The following is a 21,723-nucleotide window of genomic DNA, read 5'->3' on the forward strand; positions in this document are numbered from 1 at the left end:
CGACCATGACCACACTGCTTGCTCTGGATACCGCCACCGAGTGCTGTTCTGCCGCCTTGCTGCACGACGGCAGCGTCACCGCGCGCAGCGAAGTGATTCCGCGTCAGCATGCCCAGCGCCTGCTGCCGATGATCGAGGAGCTGCTTGGCGAGCGTCAGCTGCGCCTGCAGGATGTTGACGCTCTGGTATTTGGTCGTGGCCCCGGCGCCTTTACCGGCGTGCGCATTGCCACCGGCATGGTGCAGGGGCTGGCGTTTGCCGCCGACAAGCCGGTGGTCGCGGTATCCAACCTGGCGGCGCTGGCTCAGCGGGCCTGGCGCGAGCACGGTGCAGAGACCGTGGCCGCCGCCATTGATGCACGCATGGATGAAGTCTATTGGGGTCTCTACGGCCTGCAGGACGGCGTTATGCAGTTGCTGGATGATGAGCGGGTGTGTGCGCCCGAAGCGGTCAGCCTGCCGGCGGGTGTTGGCAGCGTGGCCGGTGCCGGTACCGGTTGGCAGTATGCCGAGCGTCTGGCGGTGACCGCAACGCAGAGCTGGCCGCAGATGCTGCCCGATGCCAGCGATTTGATCACCCTGGCCTTGCCCCGCTGGCAGGCCGGTGAGGTGGTTGACGCGGCCGATGCGCAGCCGGTCTACCTGCGCGACAAAGTTGCCACGCCCAAGGGGCAGGCGTAAGCTGGCGCCATTGTCTGAGGAGTACATTCGGTGCGTCTGGACGGTTTTAATCCTTATTCATCGCTGCCCGAGCGCAGCAGTCGAGCGGTTGCCAATACCTCTGGCAACAGCGCGCCTGCGTCTGTGCCGGGCAACGAGCAGGCCGGGGTTGCCGCCAATCGTCTGCCGTCAGCGCAGGTGGTCCCCTCGTCGGCACCCACTGCCGAATATATCCCCGCGCGCCGTGAGTCCTATGAGCCGGTTTATGGTCGGGCCAACCAGGCGCTGGCCAGTTACCAGAATACGGCCAACATGGCTGCCGACTCGGCGGTCGATACCCTGGCCGGCATCGACGTCTACGCCTGATGTTGTGACAGCGTTACCCCTGCGTTTTATCACCGGCTGCCCATTGTGGTCTGAGCCCGCCTGGGGTGGTCAGCTGTACACCCGTGGCAGCGACGCCGATGCGCGACTGGCGCAGTACAGCCGTGTGTTTGGCGCGGTCGAGGGCAATACCACCTTTTACTCCCTGCCCAGTGCTGCGCGGGTTGCCCGTTGGGCTGAGCTGCTGAGTGAGGACTTCCACTTCTGCGCCAAGCTACCCCGTGAGGTCAGCCATGGCGGGCGTCTGGACGCCAGTCATCCGGCACTGAAGGAATTCTTCAGCCGCATGGCGCCGCTGGAGCAACGCCTGGGGCCGATCTGGCTGCAGTTGCCCGAGCGTGTAGCGCCTGATGCGCTGGGCATGCTGGCTGACTTTCTGGCTGGCCTGCCCGCCGACTATCAGTATGCGGTTGAAGTGCGTCATCCCGGGTTCTTCCGCAAGGACGACGCTGAACGGCAACTCAACCGCCTGCTGCACGGGCGTGGTGTCGAGCGCATCAGCTTTGACAGCCGTGCGCTGTTCGCCAGCACCGCTACCGACGCCTCAACGCTAGAAGCCAAGCAGCGCAAGCCGCGTTTGCCGGTGCATGCCATCGCCCTGTCGCAGCGGCCCAGCGTGCGCTTTATCGGCGGCATGGATCGGGACGCCAATTGGCAGGCGCTGGCGCCCTGGCTCGACAAGTGCGCCCAGTGGTTGCAGGCTGGCTATCAACCGATGCTGTTCATGCACACCCCGGATAACCAGATGGCGCCCCAACTGGCCCGAGACTTTTATCATGCCCTGCGTGAGCGGGTGCCGGCGCTGGTGCCCATGCCGGCGTGGCCCGGCGAGCGCGAGGCTGCGCAGACGCCGCAGCAGGCGGGTCTGTTTTGATGCCACAGGAATATCCATGAGCGAACACGCCCCCCTGTCACTGGCCGTCACCTGGTCCGACCCGCAATGGCAAGCCAGCGCCGAGGCGCTGGCCGAACGCCTGCAACTGCCGGTGCTGGCCGAATCGGCAGCTGATGTGGCGCTGCTGCTTGAGCTGGGTGCGGCCGGGCTGGCCCTGCGCAGCACTGAAGCCGGCGCACCGGGTGCGGTCCGGGTGGACTTTGTTGGCGGCGCGCTGGCGCATCGTCGCCAGTTTGGCGGCGGGGCGGGGCAGATGGTCGCGCGGGCGGTGGGTATTCGCGGTAGCGTCAGGCCCAGCGTGCTGGATGCCACCGCAGGTCTGGGACGCGACGCCTTTGTGATCGCCGCGCTGGGCTGCGAAGTGACGCTGCTGGAGCGCAAGCCAGTGATAGCGGCGCTGCTGGAAGACGGCTTGCAAAGAGCCCGGGCCGCTGGTGGTGAAGTGGCTGAGATCGCCGCGCGCATGCAGTTGCTGCACTGCGATGCGATTGCCGCCATGGGCGACTGGCAATTGCCAACGCCCCAGGTCATTCACCTGGACCCGATGTTTCCGCACCGGGACAAGTCCGCGTTGGTGAAAAAAGAGATGCGCCTGTTCCGGCCGCTGGCCGGTGATGACGATGACGCGCCCGAGCTGCTGGCGGCGGCGCTGCAGCTGGCCAGTCACCGGGTGGCGGTCAAGCGCCCGCGCAAGGCACCGGCGATTGCCGGCCAGCGGCCCAGCGCCGAGCTGGCCGGCCAGTCCAGCCGCTACGATATCTACGGCAAGAAGAAGCTGGACTGAATGCCGACGGTTCCGGGGGAGTCCAGGACTATTGGGCTGTAGCCGGGCTGTCCGCCGCTTCTGCGCTGCGCGCCACCTGCCGAATTGACAGGCGCACCTCGGCGCTGAGCACCCGCTTGGCGGTGTTTTCGGCAATGTCTTCCAGCCCGGCGGCATAGTGCAGACGACCCTCATCGTCAGCTCGCAGTACCTGCTCATCGGTCAGTCGCTGGATGAATTGGCGGAACAGTGTCTTATCGAAGAACTCCGGCGCGTTCAGGCCATGCAGAATCGACAGGCGCTGCGCCATGATGGTACAGCGTGCTTCCAGCTGTTCGGCGGTCTGGCTGCCGTTGGGGTAGTTCAGCAGCAGTGCCGAAGCCATGTAGAAACGCTCCAGAATCTGGATGATGCTGCGTGACAGCAGGCTGAGCATGACAAACTCGGCCGAACTCAGGTCCGGGCGGTGAATCTGCCCGTCGGCCTCGCGCAGCAACTGCTGCTCGACCAGACTGTCGATCCACTGCTGGATAACCGCTGGCAGCTCGTCTTCACGCCACTGCAGGAACAACTCGCCCTGCAGATACGGATAGATGCCCATGACCAGCCGCTCTATCTGGTCGCGCTTGATGCGCGGGTTGTTCTGGAACAGGCAGGCGATCAACGCCGGCAGCACCACCAGGTGCAGCACATTGTTGCGGTAGTAGGTCATCAATACCGCCTGGGGCTCGTCCAGGCGCATGATTTCGCCCAGGGCATCGGACTGGCGCCCAATCATCTGCATCGCCTCGACGTGTTCGATCATCGCCTGGCCGTCGAGATTCGTCAGGGTCACGCCCGGGCTGTAGGGGACTGTTTCCAGTAGCGCCTTGTAGCGGTCCAGTGCCCGTGCCAGAGATGTTTCGTCCAGCGCCAGGCGGGCGGTGGACAGCATCACTAGGGCGACCAGGTTGACCGGGTTGACGTCGGCGGCGGCGCTGATGCCGCTGGTCAGCTCGCGTGCCAGGGTATTGGTGGTTTCGTTCAGCCAGCTTGGACGGTAGTCGGGGGCCAGTGTCTGCTGTCGCCAGCCCGGCTGTTCGCGGTCGAGGAAGTCGGCCAGCGCCAGCGGCTCGCCAAAGTTGACCGCGACCTGGCCAAAGCGCAGCTTGAGCGCCGAAAGCACCCGAAACAGGTCAAACACTGACTCTTTTTTCTTTGCCTGCCCGCGCAGCTCGCCCAGGTAGGTGCGACCTTCGAGCACCCGCTCATAACCGATATAGACCGGCACGAACACGATAGGGCGACGCGAGGAGCGCAGGAAGCTGCGCAGGGTGATCGCCAGCATGCCGGTCTTGGGGCTGAGCATGCGGCCGGTTCGTGAGCGGCCGCCCTCAATGAAGTATTCGACGGGAAAGCCGCGGCTGAACAGGGTGTGCAGATACTCGTTGAAAACAGCGGTGTAGAGCTGGTTGCCCTTGAAGCTGCGGCGCATGAAAAAAGCCCCGCCGCGACGCAGGATACCGCCGATGACCGGCATGTTGAGGTTGATGCCGGCAGCGATATGCGGGGGCGTCATGCTGTTGCGAAACAGCAGGTAGGACAGCAGCAGGTAGTCGATATGGCTGCGGTGGCAGGGCACGTAGATGATTTCGTTGCCGCGGGCGATGTCCTGGATGCGCTTGAGGTTGTTGACCCGTATGCCGTCATACAGTTTGTTCCAGAACCAGCTGAGCACTACCTCAAGGAAACGAATGATGGTGTAGGTGAAGTCCGAGGCAATCTCATTAGCGTACCGCGCGGCAATGGCCTGGGCCTTGCTCTCGTCGATGCCTTTTTCGCTGGCCTCACGTGCAATGGCGGCGCGCACCAGCGGGGCGTGCAGCAAGCCCTTGAGCAGGGTACGTCTGTGCACCAGCTCCGGCCCGACCACTGCGGCGCGCTGCTGGCGGAAGTGCACACGCAGCACGCGGTTGACGCGACGTAGGCGACGCTCGGGATCAAGGGCTGGTGGAATAAGCTCCGGCAATGCGACCCGTGGGCCAAAGTGCACGCGCACCTTGCGCCCATGCAGCATGATCGCCAGCAGCTTGCGCAGGCGCCCGCCCACCCAGTTCCAGGCAAACAGCAACTTGATGGCCGATGACTCGCTGTCTGGTGACTGTCCCCAGAACACTGTGATAGGGATCAGCTGCACGCTGTCGGGGTGCTCCAGCACCTTACCCAGCCGCGGCGACTGGCCACGCGGATCGGGTCGCCCGACCCAGGAGCGCTCGCGACTGAGAAAAATAAAAGCGTCACGCTCATCCAGCGGCGGCAAAGGTGCCCGTACCGGGCGCGGTAGGCCAGCCCGCACGCATTCGCGATCGGCCACGATCAGGTCTGTCAGCGAGCGGTAGGGCAATACATAGATGACGGGCTGCTGCGGGTCGATTGCCAGCTCCTCGTTGCTGTCACCAATGCGGCTGGAACGCGCCCAGAGATACAGCAGTCTGCGGGCCAGACCAAAGCGCAATCGACCAAACAGGGAAGCATAGGAAGTGGACATGGGACTCTCGAACTGGGCAGTGATGCCGGCCAAAGGCGCGACGCGAAGAATGCTGTGGATTCTAGCAGCTCCGGCGTTCGCCGGGCACGGGCGTCGCCAGCTGTTTACGGCCCTTGAAATGCAGGGGTGGGATTCATATAGTCACTGGCTCGTGCGCGACCGCCTCGGCCGACTGGCCGGGCATTTATCCGCCGACTGTGAACCAGCTCACGCTTGGGCTGTCGTAGTCCGGCATGGATGTTTGCGAGGTAACCGCTGGATGCCGGGGAGCGCACGAATGACCATTCTGGGGGAACAATAAAAGGCATGATAAGCATAAACAGCCTGACCAAACGCTTCGGCGATCACACCGCCGTCGACAATCTGTCGTTTGACGTCAAGCCGGGCGAAGTGCTCGGTTTTCTCGGGCCCAACGGGGCCGGCAAATCCACCACCATGAAAATGCTGACGGGCTTTCTGACACCCGATGGCGGTTCTGCCTCGGTCTGCGGCTTTGATATTCAGCGCCAGACCCTGCAAGCCCAGCAGAAGATGGGCTATCTGCCCGAAGGGGCGCCTTGCTATGGCGACATGCGCGTCAGGGGCTTTCTTGAATTTATTGCCGATGTGCGTGGCCTGCGTGGTGCCGAGCGCAAGCGTCACGTGGATCGGGCGGTCGAGCAGGTTGAGCTGCAGGGCGTACTCGGCCAGCGCATCGAGACCTTGTCCAAGGGCTTCAAACGCCGTGTTGGTCTGGCCCAGGCCATCCTGCACGATCCTCAGGTATTGATTCTGGATGAGCCAACCGACGGTCTGGACCCAAACCAGAAGCACCACGTCCGCCGTCTGATTCAGCAACTGGCTGAAGGCAGCAACAAGATGGTGGTGGTCTCCACCCATATCCTGGAAGAAGTCAGCGCGGTTTGCTCGCGCGCCGTGATCATCGGTCGCGGGCGTCTGCTGGCCGATGGCACGCCGGATGAGCTGGAGGCGCGCTCGCGCTATCACCAGGCGGTCACTTTGTCGCTGGGGCAGGCGGTGTCCACCGCGCCGCTGGAGAGCCTGCCGGGCGTGCTGGCGGTTGAGTCGCAGCGTGACGGTCAGCTGCTGACCGTGCTCGCCAAACCGGGCGAGGTGATCTTCCCGGCGGTAGGGCAGGTGGCCCGTGAACAGCAGTGGCAGGTCAATGAGTTGTCGGTGGAACGCGGTCGCCTGGATGAGGTTTTCCGTACCCTGACCTCCGGGGAGGCGGCATGAACAATCTGGGTGTGATCTTCAAGCGTGAGCTGGGCGGCTACTTTGCAACGCCGCTGGCTTACATCTTCATCGTGATCTTTCTGGTGCTGGCCTCGGTCTTTACCTTTTATTTGGGCGCCTTCTACGAGGCCGGTCAAGCCGATCTGAATGCCTTCTTCAACTTCCATCCCTGGCTGTATCTGTTCCTGATCCCTGCAGTTGCCATGCGCCTGTGGGCAGAGGAGCGCAAGTCCGGCACTATCGAGTTGCTGATGACCCTGCCGGTGTCCCGCGGCGCCATGGTACTGGGCAAGTTTCTCGCCGCCTGGGTATTCGTGGGCATTGCCCTGTTGCTGACCTTCCCGATGGTGCTGACGGTCAACTATCTCGGTAACCCGGACAACGGCGCGATCATCACCGGGTACATCGGCAGCTGGCTGCTGGCGGGTGGTTATCTGGCGATTGGCTCGTGCATGTCGGCGCTGACCAAGAACCAGGTGATTGCCTTTATTGTCAGCGTGGTCGCCTGCTTCGTCTTTATCGTCAGCGGCGTGTCCATGGTGCAGAATCTGTTTAGCGGCTGGGCTCCCCAGTGGGTGCTGGACACCATTGCCTCATTCAGCTTCCTGATTCGCTTCGATGCCATCAGCAAGGGCGTGCTGGATCTGCGTGACTTGCTGTATTTCTTCTCGCTGATGGCCGTCTGGCTGTTTGCCACGGCGATTGTCATCGACCTGAAAAAGGCCGATTGAGGCAAAGGAGCTTGAGATGAAACGTATTATGTATTCTGGTGCCGGCCTGCTGGTACTGCTGCTGGCCTTCTTTGCCTTCAACATGGCCACCGGGGTGTTGCTGCCCGGTGCCCGCCTGGATCTGACCGAACAGAAGCTGTACACCCTGTCGGACGGTACCCGGGAGATTCTGCAAGAGCTGGAAGAGCCGATTGATCTGTATTTCTTCTTCTCCGAGGGCGCCAGCAAGGATCTGGTGGTGCTGCGCAACTACCAGCGCCGCGTGGCGGAAATGCTCAAGGAGTACGAGCGCCGCGCCGACGGCATGATCCGCCTGCACATTATCGACCCTGAACCCTTCTCCGAAGCGGAGGATCGCGCAGCCGAGTTTGGCCTGCAGGCCATTCCGCTGAGCGAGAGCGGTGATTCGCTGTACTTTGGTCTGGCCGGCACCAACGAGCTGGCCCAGCGCGAGATCATCCCGTTCTTCGCACTCGAGCAGGAGAACATGCTCGAGTACGAGCTGAGCCGTCTGGTCAGCACGCTGGCCAAGCCCGACAAGCCGCAGGTCGGCCTGATCAGCGGCTTGCCGGTAGACGGTGGCATGAATCCCTACTCGCAGCAGCCACAGGCCCCTTGGGTCGCGCTGGAGCAGATGCGTCAGGTGTTTGAAGTCAAAACCCTGGCCGAGGATGTGGACGCCATTCCCGAGGATATTCAGGTCCTGCTGCTGATTCACCCCAAAGCGCTCAGCGAGGCTGCGCTCTACGCGGTCGATCAGTTCGTCCTGCGTGGCGGCAAGCTGCTGGCCTTTGTTGACCCGTTCGCCGAGGCCGATCAGGGCATGGAAGCGATGATCGAAGGCATGGCTGACGGCAAGGCGTCGGATCTGGGCCCGCTGCTACAGGCCTGGGGCGTTGCCTATAACCCGGAGCGGGTGGTGGTGGATGCGCGTCAGGGCATGGCCGTTGGCCGTGGTCAGGGCCAGCGTCCGGCGCGCCACATCGGCTGGCTCGAGGTTGAGCCCGCGCAGATCAATCGCGAAGACACCATCACCGCACCGCTGCAGCTGCTGACCGTGGCCACCGGCGGCGCGCTGGTGCCGGTCGAGGGTAGCCAGACCGAATTCACCCCGCTGCTGCAAAGCACCGCTGACAGCGCACTGGTGCCCAGCGAGCGCTTTACCAAGCTGCAGGACCCGGAAGAGCTGCTGCAGGGCTTTGCCCCCGACGCCGAGGTTTACACCTTGGCGGCGCGTCTGAGCGGGCCTGCTGCTTCCGCCTTCCCCAATGGCATGGAAGGGCGCGAACCCGGCCTCAAGCAGGCTGACAACATCAACGTGGTGCTGGTGGCCGATACCGACATGCTGACTGATCGCATGTGGGTGCAGGTGCAGGATCTGTTCGGCCAGCGCATCTCCCAGCCCTGGGCAGACAACGGCGGCCTGCTGGTCAACGCGCTGGACAACCTGTCCGGCTCCGATGCCCTGATCAGCGTGCGTTCGCGTGGCGATTTCAGCCGCCCGTTCACCGTTGTCGAGGAGTTGCAGCGCAAGGCAGAAAGCCGCTTCCGCGCCAGCGAGCAGCGCTTGCAGGAACGCTTGGCCGAAACCGACCAGAAACTTGCACAGCTGCAGCAGCGCCAGGATCCGACCCAGCTGAGCGAACTGACCGCCGAGCAGCGCGAGACCATTCAGTCCTTCCTGGATGAGAAGGTGGCGATTCGCAAGCAGCTGCGCGATGTGCGCTTCCAGCTGAATGCCGACATCGATGCCCTGGGTACCCAGCTCAAGCTGCTCAACACCATGCTGATGCCGCTGCTGCTGACGCTGGCTGTGCTGCTCTGGTGGTTGCTGGGTCGCGCGCGTCGCAAGGGGTGAGGAGATAGTCATGCGCAAGATCATTCTTATCGCCCTGCTGCTGGTCGCCATCGCCATGGTGGCGGTGGCGCTGCAGGTGCGCGACAGTGACCGGGTTGCGGACCTTGAAAGTCGTCCGCTGCTGGATGAGGCTCAGCAGGCTGCTCTGGCCGATGTTGACCAGCTCACCCTGGCACGCGGCGAGCAGCAAGTCGTGCTGCAGCGTGAGGGTAGCGACTGGACGGTTGCCAACCGTGACCAGTATCCGCTGCAGCGCGAACGCCTGGCTGCGCTGCTGCTGGCGCTGCGTGAGGCTCGCGTGCTGGAGGCCAAGACCAGCAACCCCGAGTACCACGCCCGTCTGGGGCTGGCCAGTGATGCCGCCCTGCGCGTTAGCGTGGCAGCGGATCAAAGCCAATACGGCGTGCTGTTCGGTAACCCCGTGGGCAGCGATCAACTGGTGCGCATGGACGGCGAAGATCAGGTCTGGTTGATCAACCGGGCCCTGAACATGTCGGTCAATGCGCAGGATTGGCTGGACCTGCAAGTCAGTCAGATTCCGCTGGAACAGGTGGCTCGCGCCCACTGGCAATACGCCGATGGCGAATCCCTGCAGCTGGATAAGGCCAGTGAAGGTGATTACAACTTCAGATTGGCTGAGGCCGAGGGTGCCGGACATGAGCGCGAGCTGAACTCCATGGTGCTGGCACTGGCCGACCTGCGGGCGCAGAACGTGGCGCTGCGCAGTACGTTGACCTTGCCGCAAGCAAGCTTGCAGATGCAGCTCGACAGCTGGTCAGGTGCCCAGCTCAAGGCGTCGATGTATGAAGTCGATGGCGCCTACTGGCTGACCATCGATGCGCTGACCCAGAGTGAGGAACAGCCGCTCAAGGTCTATGATGACGCGCGCTGGGCCTTCCAGCTGGGCGTCGCCCAGCATGATCGCATGGCCCTGCGTCAGGCCGATCTGCAGGCCGTAGAAGCGCCCGCCCAGCAGTAACTCGCCGTTGCGGCGGCCACTGCTCGGTGGTCGCTTGCGGCCCCTGTATCTTCTACTAGACTCCAACAATACCCTGCCAACAGGCGGGGTGTGTACGTGTTGCTGCGCGGCGGCAACGGATCAGATCGGTGTTGTGAGGAATGTAGGAATGGCTGAGCGTGAGCAGGGGTCCGTCAAGTGGTTCAACGATGCCAAGGGCTTTGGGTTTATCCAGCGCGAATCCGGACCGGATGTGTTTGTGCACTTCCGCGCCATTCGCGGTGACGGGCACCGCACGTTGGTAGAGGGTCAAAAGGTTGAATTTACCGTGACCCAGGGCCAGAAGGGCCTGCAAGCCGAAGACGTGACCAAGCTCTAGACACGACTGCCAAGTCAGCCCCGTGTCCTGTCCGGCCAGCCTGCGTGTTGGCTGGGGCTTGCTTGCGCTTCTTTTCTAGAGTCCTGCGCTGTTTTCTCAGCCAGGCAGGTGCTGTTGCAGCCAGCGGGCGAATTCGCCGGCTGGCAGGGCACCGTTGACCCGTGCCAGCTCCTTGCCATGCTGAACGATCAGCAGCGTCGGAATGCTGCGGATGGCAAAGCGAGCGGCCAGTTCCGGGGCTGCTTCTGTATCCACTTTTAAAAAGCGCGCCCGCGGTTCGGTGGCGGCGCAGCTCTGGCTGAAGGTGGGCGCAAATTGCTGGCAGGGGCCGCACCAACTGGCCCAGAAATCGATGACCAGCGGCAGGTCTGCGCTGGCATGGCGGGCAAACCCGGCGGCATCAACCGCGCTTGGCTGCCCGTTGAACAGGGGTTGTTTGCAGGCGCCGCAGACCGGGTTGGCGGTCAGGCGGTTAGCCTCCAGGCGGTTTTTGTGCAGGCAGTGTGGGCAGCAAATCAGCATGAGGTCTCTCGTCAGTGTTTCAGGGGGCAGCGTTTCAGGGCTTGCGCCGCATGCCTTGCCATTGGCGCTGCAGCTCGATAAACGTCAGCGAGGCAGACCAGGTCACCAGTACCAGCCCGGTCAGTGATTCGGTGCCGTACAGAAAACGAATATTGCCGGTTGGCGTCAGGTCACCGTAGCCGAGCGTGGTGTAGGTGGTGGCAGACAGGTAGACGGTATCGAACAGGGTGATGTTCTGCATGCCTGCAATGCCGCCCAGCTCCGGCGTTTGCAGCAGGTAAAGAGCGCCTAGACCGAACAGCCAGATCTCGGCGATATGCGTAAACAGCAGCACAAAAATCAGGGTGAGAATGCGCGGGCGATCGCCCATGCGGGTGGTATCGAGGAAGCGGTGCAGCCGCGACAGCACCTCGTAATGCAATATCACCGCGATGGCGACAATCAGGCAACTGACGCCGACGGTGATCCAGTGAAAGCTGTCTATGTCGGGCAACATGCGCCTTACTGCGCCCAGTTGAATTCGGCTTCGCCTTCGGCGTTGACCTTCAGCCAGCGGTCGGCGTCGGCCTCACCATCGGCTTCTTCCCAGCCGCCCACCGAACAACGCACTTCGTGGCCGATGGCCGCGTGCACCGCGCGTGCGCAGTCGCGGTCGCTTTCCCAGGGGGTCGCATCGCTGTCAAACCAGATACTGGCCCACTTGCCGGCGGCCTTGCGCACGACCATCAGCGGAATGGTCTGATCGCCGCGCAGGGCGCCGTGTTGGGTCAAGCCCTTGGGCTCGTCCAGCGTCAGCGGCCCCATGGCCTGGTGCAGCCAGTCCAGCAGATCGTTGACGTGGTCATCGCGCAGGTAGATCTCGATATCGGGTTGGCGCACGGTTATTCCTCGGCGTGTTTTTGTTGTCAGCAACGTTCCAGCATGATCATCTGCATGGCCACTTCCAGCCCGTCGATGCCTTGCTCTGCGATGGCCTGCTGGCGCTCAGGGCGGCTGCGCACGCCGTGCGGCGTCATGCCGATCAGATTGCCCATATCTTCGCCTGTCAGTTGCAGAGGATAGCGCAGGGTCTGTTCGGAGGCGATGCGCAGGCCATCAGGCAATGACTTGATCAGCGCGGGCGTTGGGTGGATCTGGTCGTAGAGCCGCTCGCGCAGCGCCAGCAGGTGGTCGCCGTGCGGGCCGACAATGAGTACGCGGCCGCCGGGTTTGACGGTGCGCAGGCACTCGTCGGCAGACCAGGGGCTGAACACGCTGAGAGCTGCGTCCAGGCTCTGGTCGGCAACCGGCAGGCGAGCGCTGGAGGCCACCATCCAGCGGATGCTGCGGCTGCGCCGACAGGCTTTGATGATGGCGTCTTTGCTGATATCGAAGCCGCCGATGGCGGTGTCGGGCAGCGCGCTGGCCAGACGCTCGATGTAATAACCCTCACCACAGCCCATGTCGAGCAGCGTTTGCGGGCTGGTCTCGGCGAACAGCTGGTTGATCGCGTCGCTGACCGGCTGGTAGTGCCCCGCATCGAGAAACGCCTGACGACAGGCCAGCATTTGCGGCGTGTCGCCCGGCTGCTTGCTGTTCTTGAATTGCACCAGTAGCAGATTCAGGTAGCCCTGACGGGCCTGATCGTAACTGTGGCCTGCAGGGCAGCTCCACTGGCGGTCTACGTTGCTCAGCGGGGCGTGGCAATGGGGGCAGATCAGTTGCAGCATCAGGTCAGCAACCGTTCCAGCGTGGCCTGATAAATATCGGTCAAGAGGTTCAGGTCATCGGCCTTGATGCACTCGTTGACCTGGTGGATGGTCGCGTTGACCGGGCCCAGTTCAACGACTTGCGTACCCATGGTGGCGATAAAACGACCATCTGAGGTACCGCCGGAGGTGGACGGTTGCGTGTCGCGACCGGTGACCTGTTTGATCGCTGCCGAGACGCCGTCGAGCAGGGCGCCTGGCTCGGTCAGGAAGGGCAGGCCGGAAACGGTCCAGTGCAGTTCGTATTCCAGGCCGTGGCTGTCCAGCAGGTCGCGCACGCGCTGTTGCAGGCCTTCCACAGTGGATTCTGTCGAGAAGCGGAAATTGATCAGTGCTTCCAGCTCGCCCGGCACCACGTTGGTGGCACCGGTACCGGAGTGGATGTTGGAGATCTGGAAGCTGGTCGGCGGGAAGAAGGCGTTACCTTCGTCCCAGACTTCGGCAGCCAGTGCGGCCAGCGCCGGGGCGGCCAGATGAATCGGGTTGCGCGCCAGATGCGGATAAGCCACATGGCCCTGCTTACCGCGAATGACCAGGCGGGCGTTGAGCGAGCCGCGGCGGCCGTTCTTGACGATATCGCCTACCAGCTCGGTGCTGGAGGGCTCGCCGACGATGCACCAGTCGACCTTTTCACCACGCTCCACCAGCGTCTCCACTACCTTGACGGTGCCCTCGGTCGCCGGGCCTTCTTCGTCACTGGTGATCAGAAAAGCGATGGAGCCCTTGTGCTCCGGGTGCGCGGCAACAAAGCGCTCAACCGCTACCACCATGGCTGCCAGGCTACCTTTCATGTCGGCCGCGCCGCGCCCGTGCAGCATGCCGTTAACGATCTGCGGGATGAAGGGGTTGGTTTGCCATTGCTCGACCGGACCAGTCGGTACTACGTCAGTGTGACCGGCAAAGCACAGTACCGGGCCTTCACTACCGCGGCGCGCCCACAGGTTGTCGACCTCGCCAAAGCGCAGCGACTCCAGTTCAAAGCCAACCGCCGACAGACGCTCGCCCATTAACTGCTGACAGCCGGCGTCTTCAGGGGTGGTGGAGTTGCGGGAGATGAGGTCGCAGGCCAGCTGCAAGGTAGGGGATAGCTCAGTCATGGTTCCGGTTCGTCTGGGCAGAGGAAGGCGCCATCATACCAGAGTCATGCGGCGCTCTTCCCGTCTGATCAGGGTGGTTGCAAGTGAGGGCTGTGCAGTCCCGGTCGGTGGGCAAGATCTGCAGCGGTTGTTCAGATTCGCGTGGCGGGCCAGCGCGCCCGGCGCCATGCGCGGCGCTGCTTCTTGTCTAGATAGGTCCACGCCAGCAGGCGGCTGCGCTTGTTGCCCTGGCTCATGTCGATAACGCGCACGTCTGTGGCGCCAAGGGCCCGCAGTTGCTCGGGCAACGTTTTAAGGCTGTCTGCGCTGGCGACCAGACTGGTAAACCAGAACACCTGCTGTGCAAAGGTCTTGCTCTGCGCGGCCATGCGCTGCAAGAACCCGGCCTCGCCATCGTCACAGTACAACTCATTGGCGCGACCGCCGAAGTTGCGTCCGCTCGGTGTCTTGTCAAGCCCGCGCCATTTGCGCTCATTGGCTTGCTGCGCTTGCCCGGCGCTGGCGTAGAAGGGGGGATTGCACAGGGTGAAATCGAACTGCTCACCTGTGTCGATGATGCCGTCGAAGATGCTTTTGGCGTCGCTCTGCAGTCGCAGCGTAATTTGCCCCTGCAGCCTTGGGTTGGCTGTGAGTATCTGCTCGGCGTTAGCCAGCGCCTCGGCGTCGATATCGCTGCCCACAAATTGCCAGCCGTACTCGGCATTGCCGATCAGTGGATAAATCAGGTTGGCCCCGGTGCCCACATCCAGGCCACGCAACTGTTCACCGCTGGGGATAACCCCGTCGTGGCTGCTGGCTAGCAGATCTGCCAGGTGGTGGATAAGGTCGGCGCGCCCCGGGATCGGCGGACACAGAGCGTCGTCGGGGATCTGCCAGCCGGTTATCTGATACCAGTGCTGCAGCAGGGCGCCGTTCAGGCAGCGCAGGGCGGCCGGATCAGTGAAGTCGATGGTTGTCTGCCCATCCTTGCCCTCGCGGATAAAAGCCTTTAATGGCGGGCACTTACGGGCCAGCAGGGAGAAGTCGTAACGGCCCTGATAACGGTTGCGCGGATGCAGTGCTGGTGGCTTGGATGGGCGGCGCGACATGTTGGCTCCTGAATTGGACGGGGAGCATCCCACGCCGATGCCGCCTTGTCACCCGTTGTTCACAGAAGCTGGGGATGAAGCTGTGGATAACTGCAGGATATCCATGCCAATGCCAGTAACGCTGGTGGCTGCGCAGAACTGGCTGTTTTTTGCGCAATGCAGCGCGGGAGGGCGCTGGTATACTGTGCGGCTGTTTTCAGGAGCCCGCAGATGATCACCGAAGACCCCCGTTTTGCTGGAATTGGCCGTTTGTATGGCACGGAGGCGCTCGCGCGTCTGGCTTGCAGCCACGTGGTGGTGGTGGGTATCGGTGGGGTTGGCAGCTGGGTGGCTGAAGCGCTGGCGCGTACCGGCATTGGTCGTATCAGTCTGATCGACATGGACGAGGTTTGCGTCAGCAACGTCAATCGCCAGCTGCACGCGCTGGATGGTCAGGTCGGCAAGCCCAAGGTTGAAGTGATGGCCGAGCGTTTGCGGGCGATCAGCCCGACCTGCGAGGTGCGTGCGGTGATGGATTTTGTTACGCCGAACAATCTGGCCGAGCTGATCACGGACGATATCAACTGCGTGGTGGATTGCATCGACAGCGTTAACGCCAAGGTCGCGTTGATTGCCTGGTGCCGCCGCCGCAAGATTCCGGTCATCACCACCGGTGGGGCGGGTGGGCAGATTGATCCGACACAGATCACCGTGGCGGATCTCTCGAAGACCGTTAACGACCCGCTGGCCGCCAAGGCGCGCTCACTGCTGCGCCGTGACCACAACTTCCCCCGCGCCGACAGCAAGCGCAGCTTCGGCGTGCCCTGTGTCTACTCCAAGGAGCAGCTGCGTTATCCCAAGCCAGACGGCAGCGTCTGCACGCAGAAATCCTTCATTGGCGAGGGCGTGCGGCTGGATTGCTCCGGCGGCTTCGGCGCGGTCACCATGGTCACTGCCACCTTCGGTATGGTGGCTGCGGCGCAGGCTGTTGGGCGCTTGCTCCGCTAGCGCGGCAAGCGAGCTGCAAGCCTCAAGCGGCAAGCTACAAGCAGTTCGAGTGACGGGAGTTATCAGCGCTATAACCTGCAAGCGCGGCGGGGTAAACCTGAAACCACAGAGCGCTTTTGGCTTGTAGCTTGCCGCTTGAGACTTGTAGCTCTAAAAAAGGCCCGAACCGATCACCGGTACGGGCCTCTTCGCGGGCTGCTTGCAGCTTATAGCTTGCCGCTTACAGCTCCCACAACTGATCGCAGGAGGCGATTAGTTGTGGGCATGCAGCATATCGTTCAGCTGAATCGCGCTCTTGTTGGTCTTACACTCGATGGCGCCAGTCTGCGAGTTGCGGCGGAACAGCAGGTCGGACTGGTTGGCCAGGTCGCGGGCCTTGACGATTTCGACCAGGTTGTCGGCGTCGTCGAGCAGCGCGACCTTGATGCCGGCGGTGATGTACAGACCGGCTTCAACGGTGCAGCGGTCGCCCAGCGGGATACCGATACCAGCGTTGGCGCCGATCAGGCAGCCTTCGCCAACGGAGATGACGATGTTGCCGCCACCGGACAGGGTACCCATGGTGGAGCAGCCGCCGCCAAGGTCGGAACCCTTGCCAACAAACACGCCAGCCGAGATGCGGCCTTCAACCATGCTGGTGCCTGCGGTACCGGCGTTGAAGTTGATGAAGCCTTCGTGCATGACGGTGGTGCCTTCGCCAACGTAGGCACCCAGGCGTACGCGGGCGGTGTCGGCGATGCGGATGCCGGCCGGTACGACGTAGTCGGTCATGGACGGGAACTTGTCGATGCTGTGCACAACCAGCGAATCACCCTTCATGCGGGCAGCCATCTGGCGCTGCGGAAGTTCGCTGATGTCGATGGCGCCCTGGGTGGTCCAGGCAACGTTCGGCAGCAGCGGGAAGATGCCGGCCAGTACCACGCCATGGGGTTTGACCAGACGGTGCGAGAGCAGGTGCAGCTTGAGGTAGGCTTCCGGCGTGGAGCTGGGCGCCTCGTCGCTGGCCAGCACAGTGGCAACCAGCGGGCGGGCGCTGTCGGCCATCTGTGCGACCAGTGCGGCCTGCTCGCTGAAACCGGCCGCGTTCAGTGCCTGGCTCAGTGCGCCGCATTGGCTGGCGGCAAAGCTGATGGCCTGGTTGCCTTCGGCGTAGCCAAGCTCGGCCTTGACCACGTCGATCAGGGCGTTGCCGGGGTTGAGCAGGGGCTGAGGATAGAACACCTCCAGCCAGTCACCTGCGCTGTTCTGGGTGCCGATGCCAAAGGCCAGACTGAAACATTCACTCATGGGGCGGTTCCTTTGATGCTAGTGCTGTCTATGCATTGGATTCAAACGCGCTGGCATACCACTCCGGCTTGAAGCCGACCAGGCGCTGCGAGCCGATATCCAGTACCGGTCTTTTTATCATCGAGGGGTTGGCTTGCATGAGCGCAACCGCCTTGTCTGTATCGATGTTTTCCTTGTCCGCATCATCCAGCTTGCGGAAGGTGGTGCCCTTGCGGTTGAGGATCACTTCCCAACCGTGCTCGGCGCACCAGGCATGCAGCCGTTCGGCGTCGATGCCTTGGGTCTTGTAGTCGTGAAACTGGTAGTTGACGCCGTGGTCGTCCAGCCAGGTTCGGGCCTTTTTCATGGTGTCACAGGCCTTGATGCCGTAGAGAGTGCAAGTCATTGATTTATAAAGGGGTGAAACAGCCTCCCCAATTCTCCCCAAAATACCGTCAAAACTCGATGCGGAATTATGCCACCTCGATCCACTCTGTACCACGGGAGTCACGATAGAGGTCGGTCATCTTGCTGGACTTGTGGCCCAGCAGGGCCTGTGCGTCCCGCCCCTCGGCAGAGTGCAGGCGGGCGGCCAGAGAGCGCATTTCATGGAAGCTCGGCGGCATGGGATACGACAGCCCAAGGTCAGCCATGGCGGCGTCACGCGCATCGGCAAACGCCTTGCTCAGCGTATCCAGCATGATCGGCTGCCCAGGCATTGCCCGGCTAACCCGGCGGGCGTGGTGGACTAGGTGCTTGCTGAGCACGTTGTCGCGGCACCGCTGGATCACCGTGCCGAGATCAAGCCCAATGCAGTCCAGCCGCACGGCAGTGCTGATGCGCAGGCGTTGACCGGTCTTCGACTGGATGACCTGCAGGTGGTCATCAACAACGTCCTTGAACAGCATTCCTGCAATGTCGTCGCGGCGCTGCCCTGTCAGCAGGGCGATCTCCATGGCGCGTTGCAGCCACGGCTGCTTCGCCCGGTCGTAGATGGCCTTCCACAGCTCAAGCGAAAGGCGCGAGCGCTGAACCTTCACCCGGGCGGCCTTGGTAACCTGCACAGGGTTGGCATCGGTCCAGCCTGCCGCTATCGCCTCGGCAAACATATCGCTCAGCAGCGAACGCATGGCCCGGCTCATCTGCGCCTTGCCTTCCTTCGCCAGCCCGCCCAGATAGTCGGCCACCTCCCGCGTGCTGATATCCCGAATATCCCGATCCCCGAACAGCTCTGTCAGCCGGTTGATTCGCATGCCCAGGTTGCGACGGGTCGAAACGGCAATATCTCGCTCATCAATGATGCGACGGTATTCGTCGCACCATGCCCGGAACGGCTGCCCGACCTGCATGCGCTGGGCCAGACTGGCCGGGCTGAAATGCGCGTTCGCCGCATGAGCCTCACGGATGGCGGAGGCCTTGTCCGCCCCCAACCCGAACGACCGCCCTGTCATCGGGTCGCGGTAGGTGTAGTACGTCACGCCGTTGCGCTTGTCGGTCTTGCGGTACAGGTTAGGCGGCAGATCCTTGGAGCCTGCCGTGCGGGGTCTGGGTGCCATGGCGTGCGCGCTCGATTCGGTTGATCAATGGGGCGTCAGGAATATCGGGTAGCGGGTCAGAGTCGCAATACTCGGCATTCTCGTCAACGTAGTAGGTGCGGCCCATCTTCTGGGCCGGGGGGTCGAACTTGCCGCTACGAGCCCATGCCCGCAGCGTATTGATGGTGGGCGGCGGGTCGAGCCGTTCGGCCCACGCCTCAAGCGTGATGAGTTTCATCGGTCATGCCTCCCGGCTCAGTTCGTTCTGCGTTTTTCTGTCGCCATACCCAGTTGCGCAATGACACGGCAACGGAATATCTCGGCGAATTGATACTCAGCCCACCAGCAATTGAACTGGTTCAGCTCGGCCATAACTCTCAACAATGCCCGCAGCTTTCTCGGTTTCATTTCGTCTATCGCTGCCATCGTCTCCCAGGTCGGGAGGTAGAGCAGGGGAGTCAGGTGTTCGCGCTTCCTGGCTCTGAATGACTTGCTTGTACGCATTGCTATGCCTCCCGGCGTGTAGGGTGGTTACTGGAATCGGATCTGGGCGCCCGGGCCAAGCTGGATCACATTGGGGTCGTTGCCGATCACCTCCTTCATCAGCCGGTAGGTATCTGGTGCGCGCCGCTGCTTCGACCAGTCGAGCCCGGCCTCTTCAAGGAACGTCGCCTCAATCTCGCCCCAGCGATCAATCAGCCGCCCCCATACCTCGCTCAGCGCGGCAATCTTGTCGAAATGATGGCGCACCTCAGGCACCTGCTGGAGCATCAGCAGGCAGCGATTCAGGTCGCCGGGGTCCAGTGGGTACGACTTGGCGCTCTGCACTTCGCACGCAGCGAGCGCCATTGCCTTCGAGCTGGACCCAACTCTGCCGGTGGCAATCCAGTGCAGAACCTTCTTTTCAATGTCAGACACAATACTTCTCCCTCCGGCGCTGCCGGATACGTTGGAATAGGGGATAGGGCGGGTATAGCGGGGTGGGTTATTGCTGCCCGGTAGCGAGCGCGCCAATCAAGAATGGCATGAGCAACGCGGCGCAGTATCGAGGGAAAGGCAGCGGCCAGATCACGTAGACGTACGCAAAGAAAACCAGTGTGCTCACGTCTCACCCTCCTTGCCCTGCTGGGATAGGGCTGCGTCGATGGCAGCGATTGCCTCCAGCGCCGGATGCGCCCCGTGCGGGCCATACTGGATGTAGCTCTTGACGGCCTTCAGAGCCGCCTCCAGCTCCGCTATCCGCGCCTTGTCTGCTGCGCGGGCGGTCTCGTGGTCAGTCAGGCGGATAAGCGCAGTTGCTGACGCTGAAAGTCGCAACCGAACCTTGGCAATTTCTTCCGGTAGCAACAAAACATGCGAACAGCTTTCGCTTTCAAACACGTCGTACCCGGCTACATCAGGCACGCCCGCGCGTGGCTGGACGTAGCTGTACATTTTCCGACGATTCCACATATCCCTGACGGCCTGTTTCGCTTCGGCAATCATGCCTGCGCCGCAGCCACACTCGATGACGTGCGAGCCAGGGTGATCAGGAATGCCCAGTGCTTTAAGTGGGCCGCTATGGGTATGCGGCTCGATTTCGCGCATCAACGGCTCCGCTCCGCAAAACGGGCATGGCAACACCTCCGGCTTACTCATGGGGCTGCTCCTTAATCACGAATTGCGCTCCGTTGGTGCACCTGATCTCAGGCGGCCCGTTACCGAGACGAATATTTCTGACGCCATCGTTCTGAGCGCACAGCTCTTCCGCCTCCGCCCAGTCCTCCGGCTCAATGGTCCGCGTCGTTACCGTGTGAGCAAATATGGCGGCGGCGGCTGTTGCCATGCACGCAACAATAAATCCTTCCATCACTTAGCACCTCCGCTCTGGTGGGCGGCGAGGGCGTCTTTCACTTTACGTCGGATGCGATAAATACATTGCTTGCGGGCGATTGATACCTCTGAATCTGTGGCGTCGTGACCCACCTGATAGTCCTCGTCGTAAATAGATTGCAGCGCCTCAACCAGCCCCGCCACATCCTGCGCGGCAGTGGGTGCGGGTTGTGGGGTGGTGCGTTTATTCCACGCTTCCAAGCTGGCCGCAGTTGCCCCGCAATTATCGCACTCCGGGCCTCGCACGCCGTCGCCTCGCAACCACCCTTTCGGGTCTACATCGCAGCCGCAAAAAGGGCATGGGAGGTTCCCGGCGCTCCGGGTCTCCTGCTCCACCCGCTCAACAGGCGCCTGCCCGTCGCACTCCGGGCACGCCATCATAATCGGCTCAGGCGGCTGCAAGTCACCGAAGCGCTGCGTCTCACCTGCTGGCACTTCACCATACCCGTGGCAGGTATCGCAGCGCTCAACAGGCGCAGGGGCGGCGGCGAGCACGCCGTCAGCCGCCTCAACCGCAGCGCGAAACTTGTCCCATTCGCGAGAAGCAACAACCTCTGAATGAAATCCGTCGTATTTACACTCAACTGATTCGCTTGAAAAATCCCAGCATGCAGTTACGAGCTCTTCAAGTGCGGCGGTCGCGTCAGGCACACAAACCCGCTTGCGAAGGGCTGCGTTCTCAGCCTCCAGCACAGCCACCCGTGCCAGCGCATCGCCTCGGGTCAGTTCTTCTTTTCCAGTCATGCCGCCTCCGGGTGCTTACCAACAATGCCCGCGATCAGGCGTTCCAGTGCCTCGGAGCGCTCGCCATCCAGCACCCGGCGCAGACACTCCACCGCCTCATGCTTGGCCTGAGTCTCTGCCAAAAGTGCCGCTTCCAGCTCTGCTACCTGCTCCCGCAGCAGATCGGCATTCAGCAGCGCGGTATCAATCGCGCATTCAATGCGCTGCTGCTCAGTTTGCGGGACGACCTCATGTTGCTGCTCAGTTTTCATTGCTCTGCTCCTCAGTTTCTGGATAGCGCCGCATGCCGCGAACGCCTGACTCGCTGTCGATAGCGATCTGATTTGCCTGCCGCGCCAGTTGGCGCAGCTGAGTTGGCGTCATCCGGGCATCAAGCCCCGGCAGGCCGTTTACTACGGCCAAGGGCTGCCCGTTGCGCCCGGCTATGTGCCGGGCTGTGAGTTGGGTGGTCATGGGGGTTACCTCGGGGAAGGG

27 protein-coding genes are annotated in these 21,723 nt (G+C 62.5%); 10 read left to right on the forward strand and 17 right to left on the reverse strand.

Annotation, left to right across the window (positions count from 1 at the left end; translation table 11 throughout):
- Nucleotides 1-5 precede the first annotated feature (5 nt).
- Genes tsaB through BM116_RS00255 form a run of 4 tightly spaced genes read left to right on the forward strand, consistent with a single transcriptional unit; the run spans nt 6 to nt 2,722 of the window.
- Nucleotides 6-680 (forward strand): tRNA (adenosine(37)-N6)-threonylcarbamoyltransferase complex dimerization subunit type 1 TsaB, encoded by a 675-nt coding sequence (tsaB, locus tag BM116_RS00245; RefSeq protein ID WP_083727274.1) that lies wholly within the window; start codon nt 6-8, stop codon nt 678-680.
- Between the two features lie 30 nt (nt 681-710).
- Nucleotides 711-1,025: a hypothetical protein gene (locus BM116_RS18595; protein ID WP_139056973.1), complete on the forward strand. Its 315-nt coding sequence runs from the start codon at nt 711-713 to the stop codon at nt 1,023-1,025.
- Nucleotides 1,026-1,029: 4 nt separating this feature from the next.
- Nucleotides 1,030-1,917, forward strand: coding sequence for a DUF72 domain-containing protein (locus tag BM116_RS00250; RefSeq protein WP_235846657.1), 888 nt, complete (start codon nt 1,030-1,032; stop codon nt 1,915-1,917).
- Between the two features lie 16 nt (nt 1,918-1,933).
- Nucleotides 1,934-2,722: a class I SAM-dependent methyltransferase gene (locus tag BM116_RS00255; protein ID WP_083727272.1), complete on the forward strand. Its 789-nt coding sequence runs from the start codon at nt 1,934-1,936 to the stop codon at nt 2,720-2,722.
- Between the two features lie 28 nt (nt 2,723-2,750).
- Here the strand turns inward: BM116_RS00255 and plsB are convergent, their stop codons facing one another.
- Nucleotides 2,751-5,228 carry a glycerol-3-phosphate 1-O-acyltransferase PlsB gene (gene plsB / locus BM116_RS00260; RefSeq protein ID WP_083727270.1) on the reverse strand — a complete coding sequence of 826 codons (2,478 nt, stop codon included), beginning with the start codon at nt 5,226-5,228 and terminating at the stop codon, nt 2,751-2,753.
- A gap of 306 nt (nt 5,229-5,534) precedes the next feature.
- On the opposite strand from plsB, the gene BM116_RS00265 reads away from it, so the two are divergent.
- The 5 genes from BM116_RS00265 to BM116_RS00285 all read left to right on the forward strand — a co-directional run bounded on the left by BM116_RS00265 (nt 5,535) and on the right by BM116_RS00285 (nt 10,390).
- Nucleotides 5,535-6,464 (forward strand): ABC transporter ATP-binding protein, encoded by a 930-nt coding sequence (locus tag BM116_RS00265; RefSeq protein ID WP_083727268.1) that lies wholly within the window; start codon nt 5,535-5,537, stop codon nt 6,462-6,464.
- The gene (locus BM116_RS00270) at nt 6,461-7,195 is read left to right on the forward strand and encodes an ABC transporter permease subunit (RefSeq protein WP_083727267.1); all 735 of its coding nucleotides are present in this window, start codon (nt 6,461-6,463) and stop codon (nt 7,193-7,195) included. Before BM116_RS00265 ends, BM116_RS00270 begins: the two co-directional genes overlap by 4 nt.
- 16 nt (nt 7,196-7,211) lie before the next feature.
- Nucleotides 7,212-9,053 (forward strand): GldG family protein, encoded by a 1,842-nt coding sequence (locus BM116_RS00275; RefSeq protein WP_083727265.1) that lies wholly within the window; start codon nt 7,212-7,214, stop codon nt 9,051-9,053.
- Nucleotides 9,054-9,063: 10 nt separating this feature from the next.
- On the forward strand, nt 9,064-10,032 hold the full coding sequence (locus BM116_RS00280) for a DUF4340 domain-containing protein (RefSeq protein ID WP_083727263.1): 969 nt from the start codon (nt 9,064-9,066) through the stop codon (nt 10,030-10,032).
- Between the two features lie 148 nt (nt 10,033-10,180).
- Complete coding sequence (locus BM116_RS00285) at nt 10,181-10,390, forward strand: cold-shock protein (protein ID WP_065336063.1); 210 nt, start codon at nt 10,181-10,183, stop codon at nt 10,388-10,390.
- A gap of 96 nt (nt 10,391-10,486) precedes the next feature.
- Here the strand turns inward: BM116_RS00285 and trxC are convergent, their stop codons facing one another.
- The 6 genes from trxC to rlmF all read right to left on the reverse strand — a co-directional run bounded on the left by trxC (nt 10,487) and on the right by rlmF (nt 14,845).
- Complete coding sequence (trxC, locus tag BM116_RS00290) at nt 10,487-10,912, reverse strand: thioredoxin TrxC (protein WP_083727261.1); 426 nt, start codon at nt 10,910-10,912, stop codon at nt 10,487-10,489.
- A gap of 34 nt (nt 10,913-10,946) precedes the next feature.
- Nucleotides 10,947-11,408 (reverse strand): ion channel, encoded by a 462-nt coding sequence (locus BM116_RS00295; RefSeq protein WP_083727259.1) that lies wholly within the window; start codon nt 11,406-11,408, stop codon nt 10,947-10,949.
- A gap of 5 nt (nt 11,409-11,413) precedes the next feature.
- Entirely contained in the window at nt 11,414-11,791 is a 378-nt protein-coding gene (locus BM116_RS00300; protein ID WP_083727257.1) for a hypothetical protein, read from the reverse strand.
- Between the two features lie 26 nt (nt 11,792-11,817).
- A complete protein-coding gene (locus BM116_RS00305) occupies nt 11,818-12,621 on the reverse strand; it encodes a putative RNA methyltransferase (protein WP_083727255.1) in 804 nt (267 codons plus the stop codon).
- Entirely contained in the window at nt 12,621-13,757 is a 1,137-nt protein-coding gene (gene dapE, locus BM116_RS00310; RefSeq protein ID WP_083727253.1) for a succinyl-diaminopimelate desuccinylase, read from the reverse strand. The genes BM116_RS00305 and dapE overlap by 1 nt, the downstream gene beginning before the upstream one ends.
- A gap of 131 nt (nt 13,758-13,888) precedes the next feature.
- The gene (gene rlmF / locus BM116_RS00315) at nt 13,889-14,845 is read right to left on the reverse strand and encodes a 23S rRNA (adenine(1618)-N(6))-methyltransferase RlmF (RefSeq protein WP_083727251.1); all 957 of its coding nucleotides are present in this window, start codon (nt 14,843-14,845) and stop codon (nt 13,889-13,891) included.
- A gap of 210 nt (nt 14,846-15,055) precedes the next feature.
- Between rlmF and tcdA the strand changes: the two genes are divergently transcribed.
- Nucleotides 15,056-15,832, forward strand: a complete 777-nt coding sequence (gene tcdA, locus BM116_RS00320) for a tRNA cyclic N6-threonylcarbamoyladenosine(37) synthase TcdA (RefSeq protein ID WP_083727249.1) — start codon at nt 15,056-15,058, stop codon at nt 15,830-15,832.
- Nucleotides 15,833-16,084: 252 nt separating this feature from the next.
- Here the strand turns inward: tcdA and dapD are convergent, their stop codons facing one another.
- The 10 genes from dapD to BM116_RS18600 all read right to left on the reverse strand — a co-directional run bounded on the left by dapD (nt 16,085) and on the right by BM116_RS18600 (nt 21,702).
- Nucleotides 16,085-17,119 (reverse strand): 2,3,4,5-tetrahydropyridine-2,6-dicarboxylate N-succinyltransferase, encoded by a 1,035-nt coding sequence (gene dapD, locus BM116_RS00325; protein ID WP_083728344.1) that lies wholly within the window; start codon nt 17,117-17,119, stop codon nt 16,085-16,087.
- 28 nt (nt 17,120-17,147) lie between these two features.
- Nucleotides 17,148-17,504, reverse strand: coding sequence for an ArsC family reductase (locus tag BM116_RS00330; protein ID WP_083728345.1), 357 nt, complete (start codon nt 17,502-17,504; stop codon nt 17,148-17,150).
- A gap of 67 nt (nt 17,505-17,571) precedes the next feature.
- Entirely contained in the window at nt 17,572-18,654 is a 1,083-nt protein-coding gene (locus BM116_RS00335; RefSeq protein WP_083728346.1) for a phage integrase Arm DNA-binding domain-containing protein, read from the reverse strand.
- Nucleotides 18,608-18,871, reverse strand: coding sequence for an excisionase (locus tag BM116_RS00340; RefSeq protein ID WP_083728347.1), 264 nt, complete (start codon nt 18,869-18,871; stop codon nt 18,608-18,610). Before BM116_RS00340 ends, BM116_RS00335 begins: the two co-directional genes overlap by 47 nt.
- Before the next feature lie 17 nt (nt 18,872-18,888).
- Nucleotides 18,889-19,137 carry a hypothetical protein gene (locus BM116_RS00345; protein ID WP_083728348.1) on the reverse strand — a complete coding sequence of 83 codons (249 nt, stop codon included), beginning with the start codon at nt 19,135-19,137 and terminating at the stop codon, nt 18,889-18,891.
- Between the two features lie 27 nt (nt 19,138-19,164).
- On the reverse strand, nt 19,165-19,551 hold the full coding sequence (locus BM116_RS18925; RefSeq protein ID WP_211276302.1) for a hypothetical protein: 387 nt from the start codon (nt 19,549-19,551) through the stop codon (nt 19,165-19,167).
- 183 nt (nt 19,552-19,734) lie between these two features.
- Nucleotides 19,735-20,271, reverse strand: a complete 537-nt coding sequence (locus BM116_RS00355) for a Lar family restriction alleviation protein (protein WP_083728349.1) — start codon at nt 20,269-20,271, stop codon at nt 19,735-19,737.
- A gap of 210 nt (nt 20,272-20,481) precedes the next feature.
- A complete protein-coding gene (locus tag BM116_RS00365) occupies nt 20,482-21,249 on the reverse strand; it encodes a hypothetical protein (protein WP_083728351.1) in 768 nt (255 codons plus the stop codon).
- A complete protein-coding gene (locus tag BM116_RS00370) occupies nt 21,246-21,500 on the reverse strand; it encodes a hypothetical protein (RefSeq protein WP_083728352.1) in 255 nt (84 codons plus the stop codon). Before BM116_RS00370 ends, BM116_RS00365 begins: the two co-directional genes overlap by 4 nt.
- A complete protein-coding gene (locus BM116_RS18600) occupies nt 21,490-21,702 on the reverse strand; it encodes a hypothetical protein (protein WP_139056998.1) in 213 nt (70 codons plus the stop codon). The genes BM116_RS00370 and BM116_RS18600 overlap by 11 nt, the downstream gene beginning before the upstream one ends.
- Nucleotides 21,703-21,723 lie beyond the last annotated feature (21 nt).

This window comes from Halopseudomonas pachastrellae (genome assembly GCF_900114765.1).
GTDB classification, from domain to species: Bacteria; Pseudomonadota; Gammaproteobacteria; order Pseudomonadales; family Pseudomonadaceae; genus Halopseudomonas; species Halopseudomonas pachastrellae.